General features: G+C 35.3%; 17 protein-coding genes. 5 read left to right on the top strand and 12 right to left on the bottom strand.

What is annotated here, in order from left to right; genetic code table 11:
• The first annotated feature begins 76 nt into the window (after positions 1–76).
• The 3 genes from HWQ42_RS23365 (at position 77) to HWQ42_RS23355 (ending at position 1763) form a co-directional block, all read left to right on the top strand.
• Complete coding sequence (locus HWQ42_RS23365) at positions 77–313, top strand: hypothetical protein (protein WP_292816525.1); 237 nt, start codon at positions 77–79, stop codon at positions 311–313.
• A 77-nt stretch (positions 314–390) separates the two neighbouring features.
• Positions 391–945 (top strand): Uma2 family endonuclease, encoded by a 555-nt coding sequence (locus HWQ42_RS23360; RefSeq protein ID WP_292816523.1) that lies wholly within the window; start codon positions 391–393, stop codon positions 943–945.
• A gap of 131 nt (positions 946–1076) precedes the next feature.
• Positions 1077–1763, top strand: a complete 687-nt coding sequence (locus HWQ42_RS23355; protein WP_334812614.1) for a YdcF family protein — start codon at positions 1077–1079, stop codon at positions 1761–1763.
• Here HWQ42_RS23355 and HWQ42_RS23350 read toward each other — a convergent pair.
• The 12 genes from HWQ42_RS23350 to HWQ42_RS23290 all read right to left on the bottom strand — a co-directional run bounded on the left by HWQ42_RS23350 (position 1681) and on the right by HWQ42_RS23290 (position 16583).
• Positions 1681–2433 carry a trans-aconitate 2-methyltransferase gene (locus HWQ42_RS23350; RefSeq protein ID WP_292816521.1) on the bottom strand — a complete coding sequence of 251 codons (753 nt, stop codon included), beginning with the start codon at positions 2431–2433 and terminating at the stop codon, positions 1681–1683. The two genes, HWQ42_RS23355 and HWQ42_RS23350, sit on opposite strands and share 83 nt — an antisense overlap.
• A gap of 257 nt (positions 2434–2690) precedes the next feature.
• Positions 2691–3473 carry a class I SAM-dependent methyltransferase gene (locus HWQ42_RS23340; RefSeq protein WP_292816519.1) on the bottom strand — a complete coding sequence of 261 codons (783 nt, stop codon included), beginning with the start codon at positions 3471–3473 and terminating at the stop codon, positions 2691–2693.
• 29 nt (positions 3474–3502) lie between these two features.
• Positions 3503–4576 carry a glycosyltransferase family 2 protein gene (locus HWQ42_RS23335; RefSeq protein ID WP_292816517.1) on the bottom strand — a complete coding sequence of 358 codons (1074 nt, stop codon included), beginning with the start codon at positions 4574–4576 and terminating at the stop codon, positions 3503–3505.
• Positions 4577–4710: 134 nt separating this feature from the next.
• The gene (locus HWQ42_RS23330; RefSeq protein WP_292816515.1) at positions 4711–6021 is read right to left on the bottom strand and encodes an O-antigen ligase family protein; all 1311 of its coding nucleotides are present in this window, start codon (positions 6019–6021) and stop codon (positions 4711–4713) included.
• A 162-nt stretch (positions 6022–6183) separates the two neighbouring features.
• Positions 6184–7581: a glycosyltransferase family 2 protein gene (locus HWQ42_RS23325; protein WP_292816513.1), complete on the bottom strand. Its 1398-nt coding sequence runs from the start codon at positions 7579–7581 to the stop codon at positions 6184–6186.
• A gap of 81 nt (positions 7582–7662) precedes the next feature.
• Positions 7663–8919 carry a glycosyltransferase family 4 protein gene (locus tag HWQ42_RS23320; protein WP_292816511.1) on the bottom strand — a complete coding sequence of 419 codons (1257 nt, stop codon included), beginning with the start codon at positions 8917–8919 and terminating at the stop codon, positions 7663–7665.
• On the bottom strand, positions 8916–9626 hold the full coding sequence (locus HWQ42_RS23315; protein ID WP_292816510.1) for an FkbM family methyltransferase: 711 nt from the start codon (positions 9624–9626) through the stop codon (positions 8916–8918). Before HWQ42_RS23315 ends, HWQ42_RS23320 begins: the two co-directional genes overlap by 4 nt.
• Before the next feature lie 109 nt (positions 9627–9735).
• Positions 9736–10479 carry an FkbM family methyltransferase gene (locus HWQ42_RS23310; protein ID WP_292816508.1) on the bottom strand — a complete coding sequence of 248 codons (744 nt, stop codon included), beginning with the start codon at positions 10477–10479 and terminating at the stop codon, positions 9736–9738.
• A 129-nt stretch (positions 10480–10608) separates the two neighbouring features.
• On the bottom strand, positions 10609–11508 hold the full coding sequence (locus HWQ42_RS23305) for a glycosyltransferase family 2 protein (RefSeq protein WP_292816506.1): 900 nt from the start codon (positions 11506–11508) through the stop codon (positions 10609–10611).
• Positions 11509–11549: 41 nt separating this feature from the next.
• Positions 11550–12248, bottom strand: a complete 699-nt coding sequence (locus HWQ42_RS23300; protein ID WP_292816505.1) for a methyltransferase domain-containing protein — start codon at positions 12246–12248, stop codon at positions 11550–11552.
• Positions 12249–12284: 36 nt separating this feature from the next.
• The gene (locus HWQ42_RS23295; RefSeq protein ID WP_292816503.1) at positions 12285–13610 is read right to left on the bottom strand and encodes a flippase; all 1326 of its coding nucleotides are present in this window, start codon (positions 13608–13610) and stop codon (positions 12285–12287) included.
• 750 nt (positions 13611–14360) lie between these two features.
• On the bottom strand, positions 14361–16583 hold the full coding sequence (locus HWQ42_RS23290; RefSeq protein WP_292816502.1) for a GumC family protein: 2223 nt from the start codon (positions 16581–16583) through the stop codon (positions 14361–14363).
• A gap of 867 nt (positions 16584–17450) precedes the next feature.
• Here HWQ42_RS23290 and HWQ42_RS23285 point away from each other — a divergent pair.
• Entirely contained in the window at positions 17451–18860 is a 1410-nt protein-coding gene (locus HWQ42_RS23285) for a sugar transferase (RefSeq protein WP_292816500.1), read from the top strand.
• On the top strand, positions 18857–19867 hold the full coding sequence (gene galE, locus HWQ42_RS23280; RefSeq protein ID WP_292816498.1) for a UDP-glucose 4-epimerase GalE: 1011 nt from the start codon (positions 18857–18859) through the stop codon (positions 19865–19867). The genes HWQ42_RS23285 and galE overlap by 4 nt, the downstream gene beginning before the upstream one ends.
• The last annotated feature ends 190 nt before the right edge of the window (positions 19868–20057 follow it).

Raw genomic sequence — 20057 nt, 5'->3', positions numbered from 1 at the left:
GTTAGAGGATGTAGAAACCTCTAACTCAGGCGAAGCCAGTTAGAGGTAGTTCATTGAAACGCAAACAGAGATTGATGTGGTTGGTTTTAGCGTAGGCGTAGCCCGCCGTTCGCGTAGCGTTCCGCAGGAAAGGCATCGCCTTTCGATTAATTTAGTTATAATTCCGGTGAGGATTGCGATCGCTTTTCATCAAACCCCAGTACCACAGGCTATGTTTGTGTTGAGGGATGCACTTAAACGGATGACGTTTGCAAGGCAAGGCGGTGAAGGAGACGATTTTGGTGGCGAGAAGGGAGCAGGAAGAATAAAATAAATTATTTTTGGTGTTTCTTAAGTGTCTACAAAGGATAAAATATTAAAAGACTGGAGATTTTTCGTTTCATCAAAGCGATGACAACAGCAACCTCTTTGACTCTCGAAGAATTTCTCAAACTGCCGGAAACTAAGCCAGCCAGTGAATTTATAAATGGTTGTGTTTCCCAAAAAGTTATGCCTCAAGGTAAACATTCACGCCTGCAACTGAAGTTTTGTGATGTAGTTAATAATGTTGCAGAAACAGCGAAAATTGCCCTAGCTTTCCCAGAATTGCGTTGCACTTTTGCTGAACGCTCCATTGTTCCAGACGCTAGCGTGTTTCTTTGGCAGCGAATTCCTTTTGATGCAGATGGTGAAGTACCCAATGCTTTTAAAATTTATCCTGATTGGACAGTAGAAATTCTTTCACCCGACCAGAAAGCTACTAAAGTTATTAGTAATATTTTGCACTGTCTCAAACATGGTACTAAGTTGGGATGGTTAATTGACCCTGAAGACCGAATAATTTTAGTATTTATTCCTGGACGAGAACCTATGGAGTTGACTGGTAACGATACTCTTCCGATTCCTGAATTTTTAACGCTTGATTTGACCGTCGAGCAGGTTTTTGGCTGGTTGAAAGTAGGCTGATTTTTATTTTCGCTTGGATTTTTAAAATCACGATTATAGCAAAAGCCTTGGTGATTAGGATATCAACAGATGATAAAACTTAGACACGAAAAGACTTTTCACCCAGTCCCCAGTCCCTTGCTATATATGAAATGAAACGCAAGTTGAAATTGGTAAAGTGGGTTTTAGCGATCGCACTTCTGTTAACTAGTATAATTCCGGTTAGGATTGCGATCGCTTTTTATCAAACCCCAGTACCACAGGCTATTTTTGTATTGGGGGGTGATGCTGAACGGATGAAGTTTGCGGCGCAATTTTGGCAGTCTCGGCAGAATTTAGATATTTGGGTTTCTGATTTTGCTTGGAATTTGGATGTTGATCGCCGGATATTTTTACAGTATGGTGTTGCTGAAGCAAAGTTGCATTTGGATGCTAGAGCAACGGATACTGTGACTAATTTCACGACTTTGGCGCGAGATTTTGCTCACCAGAGGTTACAGCATATTTATTTGATTACGTCAGATTATCATTTGAGGCGAGCAAGAGCGATCGCAACCATAGTTTTGGGTAGTCAGGGAACTGTGGTTACACCTGTGGCGGTAGCTTCTCAAAATCACCCATCAGAATCATTGGTGCGGGTGTTGCGTGATTGTGGGCGATCGTTTTTGTGGCTTGTAACTACGCGTACTGGTGCTAGTTTAAATCCACGTTTAAAATTATTTACCTTTGCTCAATTTTATTTTAAAACTGAATCAGTTAGCAGTTCTGTTTCTTGCTTAACCAGAAATGTCCATGACGAACGGGACCAATATGTAGAAAAATTCTCCGCAGAATATTGATATTCTTCCATTTTTCATAATCTGTATACTGGGAAACAATTAATCCAGCCTTGGTTATTGTGTCTTCCCATTGTGCTTTTGATAAAAAACAAACCCCACAACCTGCTGTATTCGCACCCATTTTTTTCATAGTAGAAGCTAGAATTTTACTAGATGTTAGGTAAAATATAAGATAACTAGGTAATTTTGTAAAAACGATACCATCATATATATTTTCAAAAATAGAAATATAACCATTCTCAGATAACAAATTACAAGCGTTAATTAGTGCTTCATATTGAATTTTTCGCGTTTCATGATAGGAATCTTGTACGAAATGATGAAGTGACCAATTAAAGAAAATTAAATCAAATTTCGTATTCTCTGCACAAATATTATTTAATTCTTCTACAGAAGCTAATAACAATGTTTTTCTTATATCAGGTTTATTTAATTCTAGGAGAATACTAGCATTATCAATAACAGTACCAACTGATTCAGGATAATTTTTCAATATTCTATCTGTGAATATTCCATTACCACCACCAATATCAAGAAAAGAAAATGTTTGCCCGTTAAAATTATGCTCTATTAAACTTTTAAGTGTTTTCCATTCTAAATTCCCAACATATTCCCGATCAAATTGTTGTAATTGTTGATTATTCAATCGTCGAATTACTTTATTATTCATATATTTTTTTGTGAGTAATTTACTTGGAATAAGGTTATAAACTATTGTTTTGGGTAGTCAGGGGATTGTGGTTACGCCCGTGGCGATAGTGTCTCCAAATCAACCATCAGAATCATTGGTGGGAGTGTTGCCAGATTGTGGGCGATCGTTTTTGTGGATTGCGACTGGGCGGACTGGAGCCAGTTTTAATTCTAGACTTAAGTTCCATCGTAATTTTTATCTATCTACTAATTTGTTGAGAAGCTACCTTAATCAAATTACTCTTTGACAGGTTCAGATATTTGAATTAATACCTGCCATGCCTGATTACGTAAAAATGGCAATTTGAAGAGCAATTGATCTAAAAATTCTAGGATACGTAATATCACTCTAAAACCAGGAAAATCTACAATTAGAATAGCCAGCAGTGAAGTCAAATAAAAATACTTGATTTCTATATTTTTAAAATGTTGTTTTATTAATTTTAAATCACTTTCTAGAAGAGGGTGTTCATCTTCAGAGCGAATTGATGGTGTTAAACTACGAAATAAGTTAATAAGTATATTATGCCCAAGCGGTTCAATAAAAATAGCCTTACCCTCTGGTTGGAGAACATCAGCTATTGATTTAATTGCTTTTTCCAGGTCGAGGTGATGCAGAATTCCAGACCCACAGATTAAGTCTATTGAGGAAGGGTTAAATGTTAATTCCTCCGCATTCATGACTTCAAATGAAATATTTTCTCCTATTTCTTCATTTAATGCCTGGACTTTAGCGACTTCAATGGCTACTGGAGATATATCAATACCTATAACTTTCTTAGACTGACTCTTAGCTAAAATAAAGGCATAACTGCCAGTTCCACACCCATATTCAATAATTGTTAAACCTTCACAATTTTTTATTAATAATTGCTCATACTCTTTTTTAATAGACTGAGCTAACCTATAAAATTTACCAACTTTTTTGCTTCGTTGAGAATCATCAGCAAATCTCTGATCATGAAATTTTTTCTCGCGTTCAATTCTAGATATATCTGTTTCTATTTGATGTTCTAACATTTTCTATTTCCATTTATAATTAAAACATATCACCAAGTATTTACTTTGAAAATCTTATGCCTCACTAGCTGATATCCGTAGCCAGAAAAGTGAGCAATTGGCATGGTTAGCAAGGTAACTCCACAGAAAAACCACAGACTTAAAGTGGAAGGAATTTCATCTTCACTACCGCGCCAAAGTTCTGTAGTAAATTCGTTACGGAATTTGAAAGTTGTGCGTAAGCTTTCCGCAAATGTAAAAACTAAGCCACTCAAAATTAATGCTTCTGTATGTAGAGATAACTGAGGAACGATGAAATCAATCAGCGATAACACCAGTGTAGCTGATATAAATAAAAATGGTAGCTTTCCTCTAAGTTGCAGTTGCTTTGTGTGTTTAATACTAGTTAAATAACGTCCTCTTCCGTACTTGAAGTATTGAATACAAATAGATTTCCATGTTTTTCTGGGATAGTACCATACTCGAATGTCTGAACTAATATAGATGGCTTGGGAATTTTTGTTTAGTAATTTCTGATTTAATCCGGCGTCTTCATTAGTAATTTGGGTAGTATCAAACCCAGAAGACTCACGTAATTCTTTTGTCCAAAAACATCCTAAATACACTGTGTCAGCATATCCGTTATAGTTAGGATTTCTATATTTAGCTCCACCACTGCCTAAAAAGCTTTTAGAAGCTAGTGCAACCCCTGCCTGAAAAGGGGTTTGAGCCACAAATCTTTGTGCGCCACCAACGTTAAGGGCTTTGGACTCTAATAATGCTTCTACACATCGTTCTATATAGTCTGGTGCGTAATCAGAGTGAGCATCGGCTCTGAGAAATATATCACCTGTACATTCTTTCAGTATCAAATTTAGACCAGCCGATTGAACTTCTAACGGGTTGTTTAACAGCTTAACTCTAGAATCATCCAATGAAAATTTATTGACAATATCTTGTGTGCCATCTGCGCTACCACCATCAGCCACAATTACTTCAATTAAATTTGGATATTTGGTTGCTAAAAAACCTTGAATAAGGCGTTCTATATTACCCGATTCGTTGTATGTGGGAATGGCTATAGTAATCGATAGATAAGAATTTACGCTGATTTTATTTAACATAGTTAATTATTATTTTCTCTGGTAATTTTTAAATATAATTCTTTGTTCGCTATTTAATACTTTTTGTAGTTCACTTATTCAACTATTAATTCCATATCTTGCTTGCTCAAAAAACAAATTTTCAAATTAAAAAGTTATTCATTTTTACAGTAATATTTTTCTTGCATAATTCCTATAATTAGTCCCAGCAAAAAGCAGGATATAGAAAAATAATGAAGATTAGCTTGCAGAACAGGAGTGCCAATAAAAGCACTAATTACCGCAACTAAATTACATCTTAAAAAGGAACTTAAGCTATCGTTATATTTAGGATTAGAGATTAAATCCCATAAATAAGGCCAATGTATTAAATGAAAGATCCCAAGACAAAACATAGGTAATATTCCAGCATCAAATGCTATATCTAACCAAATATTGTGAGCATAGTTTACTGGAATTCCTATATCGCTAATAGGCAATATTATTTCTCTTCCACCAAAAGGATGACTCCACATTTCTGTAAAAACAATTGACCAAACTAGATATCTTGGTGTTTCAAGACCTGAGTTATCAAACCTCTTAAATATGCCAAGATTTAAAGAGCGTGATATATCTTCTAAAGTATCAGGCTGCAAATAAAATATCATTAAAGGAATTATAAACAACAACCCATATTTAAATATAACTCTACTGACTGCTTTTCTTGAAGAAACAATTTCATGAAAGATTTGAATTAATATTGAACCAAAAAAGCAAAAAATAGGAGTTCTAGCTAGTAAAGACAAAGATGAATAAGAAGATACTAAAAACAGAAAAACAGATAATATTAATGTAAATAAAAAAATCATATTCACATTAGTTTTTTGTTTTAATTCTGCAAATAATTTAAATATGAATGGCAAAAGACAAATCCCCAAATAATTATACATATCGATCGAAGGCCCATTAATTTGTTCATCTGTCCATAAAGAAAAAACACTTCTTTGTGCCATTATACTTGATGCTGTTATAGAAACTCCCTTAGTTCCTAATAGACTTAAAAACGCAAATAATATGCCTCCTCCGGTGATACATAAAACAAGAAATGGTATGCTATAAAAACGATAAAAAGACTTACTATTAGCTACACAAATACCCAATATATAATATAAGATAATTTTTATAGAGAAGCAGATTGCATCCAAGAATGGAATGTAGTTGTAATTTACTTCACTAATGAAAAAAAATAAGCAAAAAATAGTCAACAATATGAGCGGAAGGAAAAAGTGTTTCTTTTTTAAACTTTTAGGTTCAAATTTTATAAAATAACTTCTTTTAAATGCATATTTTAATATTAAAATGTAACTTGGCAGCAAAAGGATAGAAGTGATAAGAGAAAAATTCGGTACATGAAAACTTGAAATAAATAATATAGCAGAAAAAGCAATCAGATCGGCTATATCAAATAATGATATTTTGTGTTTCATTCTATTTTTGGCTCTTGCGTTGTTTTATGGTGATTGATGATAACAAAACCCTTATGGGGCAAAAGTTATAAAAAATTATGCCATGATTTTGAGAGAAATGTCTATCCAATAAGGCTTTCAAGGATTTTGAACCTGGTTTTCCATAAAAAGTACCGAAGATCCCTATTTTTTTCTGTATTGTCTTCTTGAAAAAAAATATAATTTTTCTATCAATTTCTCATTTAAAACTAAAGTAAAAATTATTTTTGGTAGAAAATGAATCAATATTTTTAGTTTATTATGTTCAAATTTTAAGTGTTCTAGCATCCTAGATATTAGGTATTGTTTACTTGTAGATATTCCTCCAAATCTGCTTATTGATATAATTTCTTTTTCTGATTTTATAGTGGAAGTTATAGGATTAAACCGAGTCCATAATTCAGAATCAGCACAGTATTTAAATACAGGATTAAATATATTTTTTTTAAAGTCTTCCCGTTTCATAAATAGCGATTGGTGAGGTATTGATTGTCCTTGCATTTGGACATATATTAATCCAGAAATAAAATTACTAAAATATACATTTTGTCCACATATAGAATCTTTACATAATTCAAATTTTATTAATTCTAGAACTTTATTGTTAAAGAATATATCTCCAACATTCATAAAATTTACAAATTCGCCCATAGCACACATGAAGCCTTTATTCATAGCATCATATATGTTTAAATCAGGTTCACTTACCCAATAATCAATATAAGATTGATACTTTTTGATAATATCAGTTGTTTTATCTGTAGAACCGCCATCAATAATAATATATTCTATATTTTTGTATGACTGATTAATGACTGATTGAATAGTTTGCTCTATATATTTTTCCCCATTAAATACTACTGTAATTATAGAAACTAGAGGATTATGACTATTAGAATGTTTATATGAGCCATGCTTACGTAATCCTCCTTCGCCTTTACGCTCAGGATGATCAGGTAATAATGCTACAGTCTTTATCTGGCTGCCTGATTCATTAATAATTACTGGTGCATAGTCAAACAATAATGCTTCTTGAGCATCTTTGTGATCATGGTTATGTAATTGATGTTCAAAGGGATGCTGAAAGGGCAGTTGTAGATACAGATGCAATATACTCTGCCAGTAACAACCAATCAAAAAATTTTCTTCGACTTCTTCAATTATTTCTTTCTGAGGCATAAAAATATCACAGAAATATATGATAATTTTGTGCCTGCATGGCGTATCTTTAACCTTATCTTCTAGAAGTATTGTTTCACTCCACCCATGATCTACAAGATTTTGCTTAAATACAATATTAGACCAAGCGTAACGAATATCAATATCGTATATTTCACTAGCTTCATTTACGCAAGTTAGAGAAGTTAAGCTATGCCAACCGAACATATCATCAGTTTTATGCTGTTCTGCTTTGATAACTGCAACTAATTTATTCGGTAACTTGAGCTTATTCAAAAAACTTAAATAAAAATTAAATTCTAATAAATGTTTAGGTGCTTTCAATTTTTTATTGATAGAGCAGTACTTTTGTTGATCAAGCATTAATATAAATACCCAAAACTAGATTGTAAATTTATATTTGAAGTAAATTAGATATTTTATCCAATTTAAACGCTCATTCTTTCAAGATATGCTTCTTTCTGAAATCTCTTTATATAGGGACAAGTAACTTTTTGTTTGTAAATTCAGTGTGAATTTTTGTTTAATTGTTTCACAAGCGTTAGCGCAAAGCTTTTGATGTCGTTCTTGATTCTCTATTACCCAGGTAATTCCATTTGCTAGATCATCAATATTGTAAGGCTGGGCTAAATAGCCATTTTGTGTATGATTAATCATGTCAGGCATTCCTCCAATGTTAAAAGCAACACAGGGGGTACCACAGGCAAGAGCCTCCATGACAGTATTGGGAAGGTTATCTTCTACTGAAGGCGCAACAAACACATCAGCAGCAGAATACACTAAAGATAAAGATATATCATCATTTAATCGTCCTAAGTAATGCGTCCTTAAGCCAAAATTGGGAACTTTTGAAGGCTGAGATGCACCAAAAATAAACAATTCTATATTTTCCTGATTTTTCTCTTGGCTCAACTTCTGCAAAGCTGTTTCAAGTAAATGAAAACCTTTACGTTTATCACTTGTTGAATTCATTGCCCCAAACAATACCAGCTTTTTATCTAATGGTAAATTGAATAGGTTTCTTGCCATTGTTTTATCAATGGGTTTGTAAACTTGAGTATTTAAACCATTAGGTATAACTTCAATCCGTAAATTTTGGAACAAAGAACTTTTTCTAGCACAATCAGCCAACCAACGACTAGGGGTAACTATAGTTAGATTAATATTTTGCCAGGCTTTTGCTTTCCGTTGCCAAATCCATCGAGAAACATCGCCTTCTCTTTGACTACCTAATTGTGAACAAGCACCACATGATTTTGTATATTTATCGCACCCTCCGCTATAATGGCATCCTCCTGTCAATGCCCACATATCATGTAGCGTCCAAACTATAGGCTTCTTAAATTTTGCAAGTGTTTCTATTTGCACATATCCACCAGTTATCCAGTGTAAGTTAATTATGTCCGGATTCATTTGAGCTATTTGAGCAGCCAATTGATCAGGCAGCCATTGCAAGGAAAATGTTAACTGATCGCGTTTATGATAGACTTGTAGTGGTAATGAATCTAATGTTGGTACTATTTTTTGCCATCCCTTAGCGAGTTTGCTATTTGCTCCTAAAACTGTAATGTCATCATTGGTTTTATTACCGACTAGCATTGTTGAATCGATATTTATTTTTTTTAGACCTTGATGTAAACGATAAGCTGCCGCATAAGCACCGCCTCTTCCATCTGAATGGCTTAGTAAACAAACTCTCATGGCTTAAAAAAAATCCCATCTAATTGTAGTAATTTTCCTGTATTAGTATCGGTGAAAGTAGGCTTTAGCCAATGAAGAGAGTATCCAATTTGCACCATATAATCTAGCATTTCTCTAAATAATGGTTCTCCTTGATAGAGTTGAACTAAAGACATTTCTAACTGTATTCCTTTAACTTGTGGCAGAATACCTTTAGCTCCCTCTAAAACTTGTTGTTCAAAACCTTGCACATCTAATTTCAGGAAAACTTTGTTATGAGCAGTTATATAATGGGGCGCAATATAATCTAAATGAGTTATATTTACGGTTTCGGTTCCTATGTAATTTGATTCTGGACAAGCTGTTTTATGGCTATCTAACATTGGTAGTAAAGAACTACTTTGACTATTACCAGAAATGTTGATAGAAATCTCTCCTTCTGAATTACCTATAGCTGTGCGGGGTGCTATTTGCCATGCCGGATGTTTTTTACTTATTTTTGTTAGATGATAGTAAGCATCGCTGAGTGGTTCAAAGGAAACAACTTTTCCACAATAACCTAACTCCCTAAGAAATTTGTAATATTGTCCAGTATTTGCTCCTACGTCTAATACTAGATCGATCTGATGATAGTCAAAAAGTTTCTTAATTTTTGCAAAATCAGAACTTGCATAGTATCTTAAGTCAAGTCTTAATCGGTGTATTAACTTCCTAATTGCGTGTTTCATATATATTTCCTATTTTACGAGATAAAATTGTAATGGTAGTGTATCCAGCATAGATAGATTTAAATTAGCTAATACTTTTAATGAGTTTATTCGTTACTCTTTTTAAACTTTATATCTTTACAAATGTATAATTGCCATTACCTTGTGTGCAAACTAAAGAAAAACCAGCATTAAGTAATTTGTTAACAGACTGCCTAATTCTTAGTTTATAGCGATTATCTAAGGGGTTAAAGCATTCATCGTATTCGACGCAAAGGATTTTAATATCAAGCCCGTCTTCAATTATTGAGTTAATAACCTTATATTCAGCCCCTTCAATATCTAATTTCAGGAGATCAATTTTTTTGTGGTTATGCTCCTGCATAATTGTACTTAGCCTTCTGACTTTAGCTTCAAAGTACTCTGATGTCCTCTGTAAATTGAGAAGAGAATGAGAAACATGATCAGAAATTTTCGGTGCATAGAACTTCAAAATATCATCTTTATCCCATAGACCTACTTCACAAAAATGATATTTACTATTATCATGAGCTACTTTTTTTACATATTGAATTGCTCTTGGAGTTGGATCAAATCCAAATATATCACAACCAATTTGCTCAATTAGAGACACATCAAATGAGATATCTTCTCCACAACCTACACAGTAAACAACAGAGTCTGAATCAAGTAAACTTTTTGGAATAACCCAGCCGCCATATTGTGTTCCTAATTCAACTAAGTCCTTGCAAGGAAAAATTTTTATAAAAGTTATATTATCTCGACCGATAAATCTATAGATAAAATTGGAAATTTTTCTTATAGCTTTTAAAATGAATTGCAGCATATTCATATCTTTCTGTTCTGATTTCATTGATTGAAGCAACTTAAAACATAAAATTAACAAACAGTCTTGAGATTATCGAAACAATAGTTATAGGAACATGGTTATAATAATTATTGGTTACAATAATATATAAAAGAGATGATTAATTACTAAAATTCATAAATAATTCTTAATTTTTGCTTTAATTCTACTGATTAAATGTGGACGGTATAAAGTTTTTTGGGTAAACTCATCAGCTTTTGTATCTTGAATCATAAAAGATGGATGCTTCAGAGGAAACAAAACCTTTTCGGTAGGTATTTCAGAAAAAATACTTACAGACTTTTTTGTGTTTGTTCCTTCATTACCAAATCCAATATTGGATATCAAATTAATATTAGGTAGAATACTCAAGTAGTTTTGTATCCAACAAGAGAATGTCCAGCGATATGCCCAACTATTTATCTTGCCTTCATAAGTAGACTGAAAGATTTTATCCCAGAATTTAACAGCACTTTCATCTGGAAGAATATCTTTTAAGCAACCATTTTGTTTGATTGGAAGCCATAACTTCATATCGTAATCAAAGTGTTGCCAAGCTCGCCTCCAACTTGCCCATCCCCAACAATGATTGTAGCGAGAAAAGTAATAGCTATAATCTGTTCTGTTTCGACCAAATTGAACATTTTGCCCCGAAATAACAGCAATTCTATTATCCTCCCGATAATATTCCAATAATTCCTCACAGAAAGGAAAGAAAGTAGGGTCAGGTAAACAATCATCTTCAAGAATAATGGCTTCTTCAACCAGAGAAAATACCCAATCTAATCCACTAGATACACGTAGTTTGCAACCTAAATTTCTATCAGAGTAGTTAGTTAATACTTCACATTCCCAATCTACACTATTAACAATTTCGCGTACTTTTTTACATTTTTCTGCTTCATCAGGGCGATCGCTACGTGGCCCATCTGCGACAACCAAAAGTTTTGGAGGTTTTGCTTGACGGATAGCTGCAAATACTTTTGCTGTTGTATCAGGGCGATTGAATATTAAAAATGCTACTGGAGTTTTCATGCTAATTAATTATATTTTTTTGATAGATAATGCTACTTAAATTAAATACGCTTTTGAGCTTCCATATACAAAGTTTCCCAACTTCTTTCTTCTCTATCTTTTAGCAGTGAAATATCATTTCCTTTCATAAAAGAAACTTCTTGAATATTGATAAAGCCCGATTTATCCAAGCACTGGCTTAGTAATTCACTATCCCATAAAGACACATGAAAGTAATCTTGTGTCAAAGTTCTAATTGCCTCACATCCTGTTCCCCAGCGTTTAAATTCCTCGTGTAATTGTTGGCCACAATAGTAGCTGATATATTTTTTCAAATCAGGAACAGTTACTCTAAGCCAAGCATCTGGCTTCATTGTTCTATTTAATTCTTTGAGTAATTTAATACTTTGATATGGATACAAGTGTTCAAGAGTATGTTCTGTGAAAACACCATCCCATACATTAGCATCACAGTTCAAAGGAAACCTTAAATCAAGCATCCAATCTGGAATTTTATTTTTTTTATTTTTTATAACTGGTATAGATAAACTAAAAAAATCGGCATTTATCCAATTATCAAATTTATTTGAACCACAGCCTAAATGTAATAAATTTTTATCATCCTGTTTTAGTTTGGGCTTGTAATTAAGAAAGCTTCTTCCATATAAGCTTTTAATTTCAAACAGTAAAAGACCTTTTAAGGTTACTTGATATTTATCATTTAAAATACTATACGCTTCAGATGTCGAGGTTATATACATAAATTTTTTCCTTAATAACTCGGTAACTCAGGTAATTTATGAATAAAAGCTTATAAGCGATGTTATCTGTAAAATGAATATTTTTCTTGTTCTTTGATCGAACCCATTAGCTAAAAATGAGCCAAATGCATAAGAAATTACAGTAGCGATCGCAGCACCAATTCCAGCATAGTGAGGAATCAACAATAGGTTTAGCAAAACATTGGTAATTGCACCAATTAGAGTTCTGCGTAAAGAAATATGAGTTAACCCTTCAGCAACAAACCAAGAGGATGTAGCAACCCCCATAAATACAAATAAAGAAGCCCAGATATGAATTGCTAATATTGATCCTGCTGCGGCATATTCATTACCAAATAACAAAGTAATTATTCTTTCAGACATAAATGACATTGGTAAAGTAATTACAATTGAAATCAATACCAATCCTCGGAGTAGTTTTTTTATTCGTTGATAATAAAGTTCTTCACTTACTTCTTTAGCAGCAAATATGGATGGAGTAACCGAAGAAGCGATCGCCATTGGTATAAAATACCAAACTTCAGAAATACGGCTTGCTGCTGAATAAAGGCCTACAGCGCTAGCACCAACCATTTCCCCCAACATAATCTGGTCAATTTTCAGATAAATCATGATACTCAAACCAGACAACATCAAAGGCCAGCTTTCCTTAAGGAGTGTCTTAGCAAGTGGAAAATTCCAACGCCATAACCATAGTGAATAACCTTTAATCTTGTAAACCAGTATCAAACCTGCTGCACCCAATCCAACCTCTACTAAAGCTACCCAGGCAAAAGCCAGTAATGGTGCGTGCATTTTAATCAAAGCAATTTTTATAAATGCAATGATAATAAATGCGGTATTTTTAGCAACCACAGTATATTTAGACTGCACTTGAGACTGAAACCAAATATCAATTGTGTCAAAAGCGGAAAAAATCCCTGCCGTTGCCAAAATTGCTACTAGCCCAACTGTCAACTGGTCATTTTGACGGAATACAAAAATAGAGCTAACTGTTAACAATACGCATCCTATCCCACCAGCTAACTTGAGCCAAAATGCCGTCCCCAAAATTTGGTCTTTAGCTTCAGGGTTACGCATAATAGAGCGGATAACCAAGCTATCTAACCCTAGATTTGTTAAGGGATTAAATAGCGCTACAAAAGCAGTGGCATAGTTGAAAATACCAAATTGCTGCACTCCTAAATAACGAGCAATCCAAACACCCACAACTAACCCAAAACCCATGCGAACAATGCGATCAATAAATAGCCAAGCTATATTGTGAATAACCGCTAACTTTTCAGAGCCAAATTTGTGACTAAATGATGATAAAATGTGGGTTTTATATTTGTCTAACATTTGGCTCAACTATCGAAATAGGACTAAATTTAGCCCAAAATGTCTTATTTAGTTTAGAGGTTGTTTGAAAAGTGTTTGACTGTGATTTTAATTGCGTTGTTACCCCCCTTAGTCCCCTCTTGTAAAGAGGGGGGAAACAAGAAAAATCCGGTTCCCTCCCCGTATGTATTGGGGAGGGTTAGGGAGGGGTAAAAAATATTTGATACATCAATCACGACTTTTAAAACATCCTCTTAGAAAGGTGTATATGCTTTCTCTGAACTAATAGATAAACAAGTCAACGCAAAGACATAGTTATGGTTTACGGAATTGCCAGAAGGCAATATGATAAATCCTAAACTATAACCTTTTGCGAAATTTGGGTGATCTCAAACTAATTTTATCAAGTTAGTCTTTTTAGAAAAAACATCATTCAATGGAGTTAATAAACTTGTAAGATACTTTGCTGTATTCACCAGTAAATAGTTAGCATGGTTGCTATTAGTCTATTAGGTATCCAACTCAACTTGATTAACTTCATATTTCAATACAATTCAGTTAAGGTGAAAAACTAAAATTGATGTAGGTAAGTTGCTTTGTGAAATAAAATCTAACAGCACCAAAGTTTTGTTAGCAGCATTCCATTTCGCTCAACCCAACCTACTATTTTCTTAACTGAACCGTATTGCTTCATGTTTCGCTTATAACTTTACACAACCTAAATTTGGAACACCTCAGAAATAACACTGATCTCACCAAACTAATAACCAGTTACAGCAGTCTTAATCCAGTGATTCTACTTAAGTTAGACTTAATCTTATTATTCCTACCAGAATTATTCTCTCCAGTATGTGTATTGTAGTAATGATAAGTGTAGTCATTCTCGCCAGTAGTTACACAATTCACTACCATTCCCAACACAGGCACACGCGAATGCTGAATAAGTGCCTTTGTAATCTTAGCCGCAGCAGAATTAACTACACCAGGACGTGCAACTAACAACATTCCATCTGCCATTTTACCTACTATCGACGCATCAGCCAAAACACTTAAAGGCGGAGTGTCAATAATTATGCAGTCATAATCTTGGGCAGCTTGTTGCAATAACCCATTCATCCGTTGTGAGTCTAATAGTGCAGCTGGGTTAGGCGGTATCATGCCAGAACTAAGCAATTCTACATTGATCATCACTTCCTTGGCAGCTTCTGCTAACGTAGCTTGCCCCACTAAAACATTACTTAATCCCATGAAATTAGGTTGTTGCCACATTTCGTGTTGGCGGGGGCGACGCATATCTGCATCAATCAATAGCACTCGCTTTCCCATTTGGGCAGTTGCGATCGCCAAGTTAGCTGCTACAAAAGATTTACCCTCACTCATCACAGAACTGCTAACCACAATTACCTTCAGTTCCTTATCAGAAAAAGTGAAACCCAGGTTAATCTGGAGCATTTCAAAGGCAGCATTGACTGATGAATAAGGGTTATTCAGTACCGGCAACTCCATTAAACTCTCATCACCAGCCAACCTAGCTTTTTGAGCAAAAACCGGGATTGTACCCAACAAAGGATAGTCCAACAACTCTTGAGCTTCTTCTGTTGTCTTCACAGACTTGTCTCCAGCTTCTAGCAATAAAGCTGCTGCGATCGCTAAGAAAAATCCTAAAAATCCCCCTAGTGCTAAATTTAAGAGTATACGAGGAGAAACTGCTTTTTTCGGAAGTAAAGCTTCAGAAACAACCCTGGCATTACCTACATTCTGATTTTCCAGCACTTGAACTTCTTGCAATCGTTTGAGCATTTGTTCGTAGGTTATTTGAGCAACCTGTAGCTGTCGTTGCCGTTGTCGTTGCAGTTGTTCTAGTTTGGGTAAGGTTCTCAGACGTGCTTGATAAAGTACCAATGCCTTCATCAACACACCAACTTGCTTCTCCAATCCCAACCGTTGTACTTCCACTTGCACCAAATTAGCGGTTAGGGTCTGCTTGAGTTCTCCTATTTGTAAATCTTGGTCTGGGATAGGCTGCGAACTACCCAGAGTTTGGTTTACTCTTCCTTCTAGCTGCTTTTTAAGAGCTTGTTCTTTACTTAATAAACTAGTAATAACTGGGTGTCCATCGGTAAATCGTGACCTCTCCACAGCTAACTGGTCTTGAACATTCTGATATTGTGATAGCACTTCTTGTACTGCTCTCGATTGACTTAAGCTGCTAAGTGCCATAGCTTGCTTTGTGTTCAATGCCAATTGATTTTGCAAAGTACCAGAACGACTCCTAGCATCTACCAACTGCGCCCGAAGTTGGGTTATTTGATTGGATAATTCATTAAGACTTTTAATGCCTTCTTCAGCTTCTACTTCTAAAGAAACAACCTCGTATTTTTCTTTAAACTGACGCAGTATTGCTTCCCCTTGTTTAACCTTTGCCTCAACTACGGGTAATTGCTTGTTTAAAAATTCCCGTGCTGCTCTAGCTTGAGAACGGTTAACCTGAACATTGTTTGTTATATAAGCACTCATCAATCTATTGATGATAGTTGTAGCTTCTTGAGGATTAGTACTACGGTAAGAAAGTTGTAAAATATCCGTCCCTCGGATAGATTTGACTTTCAATTTACGCAGAAAATCATCTATTTCTAAAGGTTGTCCCAGTTTATCCTTCAGTTGCAACTCAGTAATAGTTTTTTGAATCAGGGGGTTGGAGCGAATGATTTCTGCTTCAGTTTCCAAAGGGTTAGAGAGATTTGTCAGCCCAGTGAGTTGTCCCAGTTGTCCCACTTGTTCACTTGCACCTCCTGCAAGGGAAGAAATGCCACTTTCCTTATTAAAAAGGAGTTTAGCCTCGGCTTCATAAATTGGTTTTTGAATAAAAGTAAGCAAGCTTGTGGCTCCAAAGACAGACCCCATAATGATTGCTATCAGAAACCAACGTCTTTTTAGAATCCGCCAATACTGTTGAAAATTAATCAGGTCTTGATCATCTTGATGGGAAGACATACGTTTAGTTAATACTCCAGATGTTGACACTCATAAGGATTTAGTTGATTCATTATTTACTGATATTAGAGTGAGGAAGTAGAAGAGGACAAAGATCAATTTGTCCAAATATCCTCTGATATTGCTCCTCGTTGATTGCAACTGGGGCTGAATAATCCATAAAGCTTTAGTCAAAGATTATCAAGCTTTCCCCAAAAATACATACGTATTTTTACGGTTTTATCCATTTACTTGTTTATGACGTATTATTTGCCATAAATATTACTATATTTTGGACTTACTTAAAAAATATTTTAGTGTAGGTGTAGCCCAACCCAGGCATCGTTTGACTACAGCCCAAGTGAATCAATAAATATACAGTGATGAATTAAAAAAATCTGCAAGCCTTTTACAGCAAGGTTTTGCATAATTTGATTATCATCTCAAAATTTATTTTATGAGTTAATTTTGTTTAAAGTTGATTATTCATCTTAGTATATAGAATACAAATCACTTAAGCCTAAAAATCTAATTATTTTGGGTCATTTATTTAATAAGGTTTGTAAAGACAAAATGTATTAATTGTAATGTTTACGTAATTCCCCCGTAGCTCATAGCTAAAATCAGGGTTAATAATAAAGGTGAAGGTTTCATAAATACTGATCAAACAAACAAGACGATTTTTTTGAGTAATCTCACAAAATTTTGTTTTTTAGGTGTTGAAAACAGGATTTTGTTTTCGATTACTGGTCTTGTAGTTTGCTGATTAGTTTTAAATTATTTTGAGCTACTGAAATCTGATACTAAAAGTTTCAGGGTAATTATTGCTTATATCCAATTTTTTTATGTCTATACTGTAATCTTTTTAATTTTTAGTAATGTACGTAAATGACTACTAATATTATTCTTGGCAAAAAAACTAAGAAGTTATATCAGACACACAATACCCTCTCTCTATTACTTTTATTAGGCGATATTGTGGGTTTATGGTTGAGTTTATCTCTCTGTTTATGGTTGCGATCGCATCAATATCTGAATGGTTTTGACCCTTTTATTTATTTATTTATTTTCCTCATTCTCGCCGGGCTGTATTTAGCAGATACTTATCATCCAGATACTCAAATAGCAGGATTGCGCGCTCCATCTCGCATTTTGGTTAGTAATGTTGTTGTTGGTATCATTATTGCGTCTCTCATTTACCTTACTGGTGCTTGGGGGAAAGAATCGGTCTTGAAACGAGGAATTTTGCTTCCCTGCTTAGGCATATTTACCACCTGGGCTATGGTATCAAGAATATATGTAGCAAACTGGGCGCGATCGCAAGCTCAACACAGCCGTTGGCTCATTTTGGGTGCAGGAAAAAAAGCCATTCTATTTGGCAAAACTTTTATAGAACGCACTTCATTAGGGCGCTTAGTTGTTCTAGTAACAGCAGAGCAGAACATTAATGAGTTAGCAAAAAGTAATCGAGTTGCTGTGGGGAGCCTCAATGACTTATCCCAATGGAGTCAACAACCTTGGTCAGGGGTAGTAGTAACAACCCCAATGGAATTATCTGATGCACAGATACAGCAGTTGATGCAGTTACGTTTATCTGGTGTCCCCATCTACGGGATTCCCGATATTTGCGAAATCTTGTGGTATAAACTTCCCTCATCCCTGCTTCAGGATAACTGGCTGGCTTTTGGTGCTGGTTTTAATTTAGCGGCTGACAGCATTAATCAAAAGCTGAAGCGGTTATTAGACATTATTCTGGCATGGTCATTATTTCTGTTTTTATCTCCACTGATGTTGCTAACAGTACTAGCAATTAAGTTGGATAGTCCAGGCCCAGTGGTGTATACACAGATGCGGACTGGTTTGGAAGGAAAGCCCTTTAGAGTTTACAAATTCCGTTCCATGTATCAAGATGCCGAAAAACGGGGAGCGCAGTGGGCGAACGAACGAGACGCTCGGATTACCAGAGTAGGACGCTGGTTACGCCTGACTAGAATTGATGAACTACCACAGATTTTAAACGTTCTCTGGGGAGAAATGAGCCTCATTGGCCCCCGTCCAGAACGGCCAGAATTTGATATCAAGCTGCGACAAGAAATTCCTTACTATGACTTACGTTATGTCGTCAAACCCGGAATCACAGGCTGGGCACAGGTTATGTACCCCTACGGTGCATCAGTAGAGGATGCTTACGAGAAATTAGCTTACGACCTCTACTACATCAAAAATTATTCCCTAGCTTTGGATTTAGCGATCGTCTTTAAAACCATTCGAGTCGTATTACTAGGTAAAGGCAGATGAATAAAAAAGTCTTAGTCACTGGTGGAGCAGGATACATTGGCTCTCATGTAGTTCGTCAATTGGGCGAGGCTGGTTACGATGTTGTGGTGTATGACAACTGTTCTACAGGTTCACCCCAAGCAGTATTGCATGGTGAGTTAATTATTGGTGATTTAAAAGATTCAGAATGTCTTTGGCAGGTATTTTCTCAACATCAATTTGCGGCAGTGTTACACTTTGCTGGCAGTCTGAATGTATCCGAATCTGTTTCTCATCCTTTAGACTATTACGCTAACAATACTCGCAACACGCTGAATTTACTCCGTTGTTGCAACAACATGGGTGTGAAGCAAATTATCTTTTCCAGTACAGCAGCTGTCTATGGACAACCAGAAACCAGTCCTGTGAGGGAATCTACACCAACTGAACCGATTAACCCCTATGGGCGATCAAAACTTTCTTGTGAATGGCTGATTCGTGACTATGCAAACGCTTCTGATTTCCGTTACGTAATTTTACGATACTTTAATGTTGCCGGAGCAGAACCTGGTGGGCGATTGGGGCAGGTGTCAAAAGAAGTATCTCATTTAATTGGAGCTACCTGTAATGCTGCACTCAAACGTAGGCTAGGAGTACAAATTTTTGGTACGGATTTTCCAACACCCGATGGTACGGCAATTAGAGATTATATTCATGTTGAAGACCTAGCAACAGCACATCTGGATGCTTTGGCTTATCTGGAGCAAGGTAACGAAAGCCAAATTCTCAATTGTGGTTATGGGCAAGGTTACAGTGTCCGTCAAGTTATCGAACGCGTTAAGGCTATTTCTGGGGTAGATTTTCCGGTCATTGAAACAGAACGTCGCCCTGGCGATCCTGCTTGTGTGATAGCTAGTGCTGATAAAATCCGTAAATTACTGGGTTGGCAACCAAAATATAATGACTTAGATCAAATTGTCTACAGTACCCTAGCCTGGGAAATGCAGAAGAAAGATTTGATGTTAAAACCACTAGCTGCGGTTGCGTAAACCAGCAATTCTCATTATGAGAATGGTTATCACTCAGACAAAGAACGTCTATGATAAGCGCTCTCCTGTTTCCATTGGTTAGATTCAACTTGACGCACCCTGCGTATGTTTTCATCGCGTGGATGAGGCAGTTTTTTATAAGGGAAATGCTGAAAACCCCTGAGAAACAGCAACGTAGTTGGGTATTTCG

The organism is Nostoc sp. JL23 (assembly GCF_017115065.1).
Lineage (GTDB): Bacteria > Cyanobacteriota > Cyanobacteriia > Cyanobacteriales > Nostocaceae > Nostoc > Nostoc punctiforme_A.
The sequence above is the reverse complement of the archived record's forward strand: the minus strand, read 5'-3'. Positions and strand labels throughout refer to the sequence as shown.

Bases quoted from the DNA above. Each gene is read 5' to 3' on its own strand.
- HWQ42_RS23360 (WP_292816523.1), top strand. From the start codon at position 391: ATGACAACAGCAACCTCTTTGACTCTCGAAGAATTTCTCAAACTGCCG.
- HWQ42_RS23355 (WP_334812614.1), top strand. From the start codon at position 1,077: ATGAAACGCAAGTTGAAATTGGTAAAGTGGGTTTTAGCGATCGCACTT.
- HWQ42_RS23350 (WP_292816521.1), bottom strand. From the start codon at position 2,433: ATGAATAATAAAGTAATTCGACGATTGAATAATCAACAATTACAACAA.
- HWQ42_RS23340 (WP_292816519.1), bottom strand. From the start codon at position 3,473: ATGTTAGAACATCAAATAGAAACAGATATATCTAGAATTGAACGCGAG.
- HWQ42_RS23335 (WP_292816517.1), bottom strand. From the start codon at position 4,576: ATGTTAAATAAAATCAGCGTAAATTCTTATCTATCGATTACTATAGCC.
- HWQ42_RS23330 (WP_292816515.1), bottom strand. From the start codon at position 6,021: ATGAAACACAAAATATCATTATTTGATATAGCCGATCTGATTGCTTTT.
- HWQ42_RS23325 (WP_292816513.1), bottom strand. From the start codon at position 7,581: ATGCTTGATCAACAAAAGTACTGCTCTATCAATAAAAAATTGAAAGCA.
- HWQ42_RS23320 (WP_292816511.1), bottom strand. From the start codon at position 8,919: ATGAGAGTTTGTTTACTAAGCCATTCAGATGGAAGAGGCGGTGCTTAT.
- HWQ42_RS23315 (WP_292816510.1), bottom strand. From the start codon at position 9,626: ATGAAACACGCAATTAGGAAGTTAATACACCGATTAAGACTTGACTTA.
- HWQ42_RS23310 (WP_292816508.1), bottom strand. From the start codon at position 10,479: ATGAAATCAGAACAGAAAGATATGAATATGCTGCAATTCATTTTAAAA.
- HWQ42_RS23305 (WP_292816506.1), bottom strand. From the start codon at position 11,508: ATGAAAACTCCAGTAGCATTTTTAATATTCAATCGCCCTGATACAACA.
- HWQ42_RS23300 (WP_292816505.1), bottom strand. From the start codon at position 12,248: ATGTATATAACCTCGACATCTGAAGCGTATAGTATTTTAAATGATAAA.
- HWQ42_RS23295 (WP_292816503.1), bottom strand. From the start codon at position 13,610: ATGTTAGACAAATATAAAACCCACATTTTATCATCATTTAGTCACAAA.
- HWQ42_RS23290 (WP_292816502.1), bottom strand. From the start codon at position 16,583: ATGTCTTCCCATCAAGATGATCAAGACCTGATTAATTTTCAACAGTAT.
- HWQ42_RS23285 (WP_292816500.1), top strand. From the start codon at position 17,451: ATGACTACTAATATTATTCTTGGCAAAAAAACTAAGAAGTTATATCAG.
- galE (WP_292816498.1), top strand. From the start codon at position 18,857: ATGAATAAAAAAGTCTTAGTCACTGGTGGAGCAGGATACATTGGCTCT.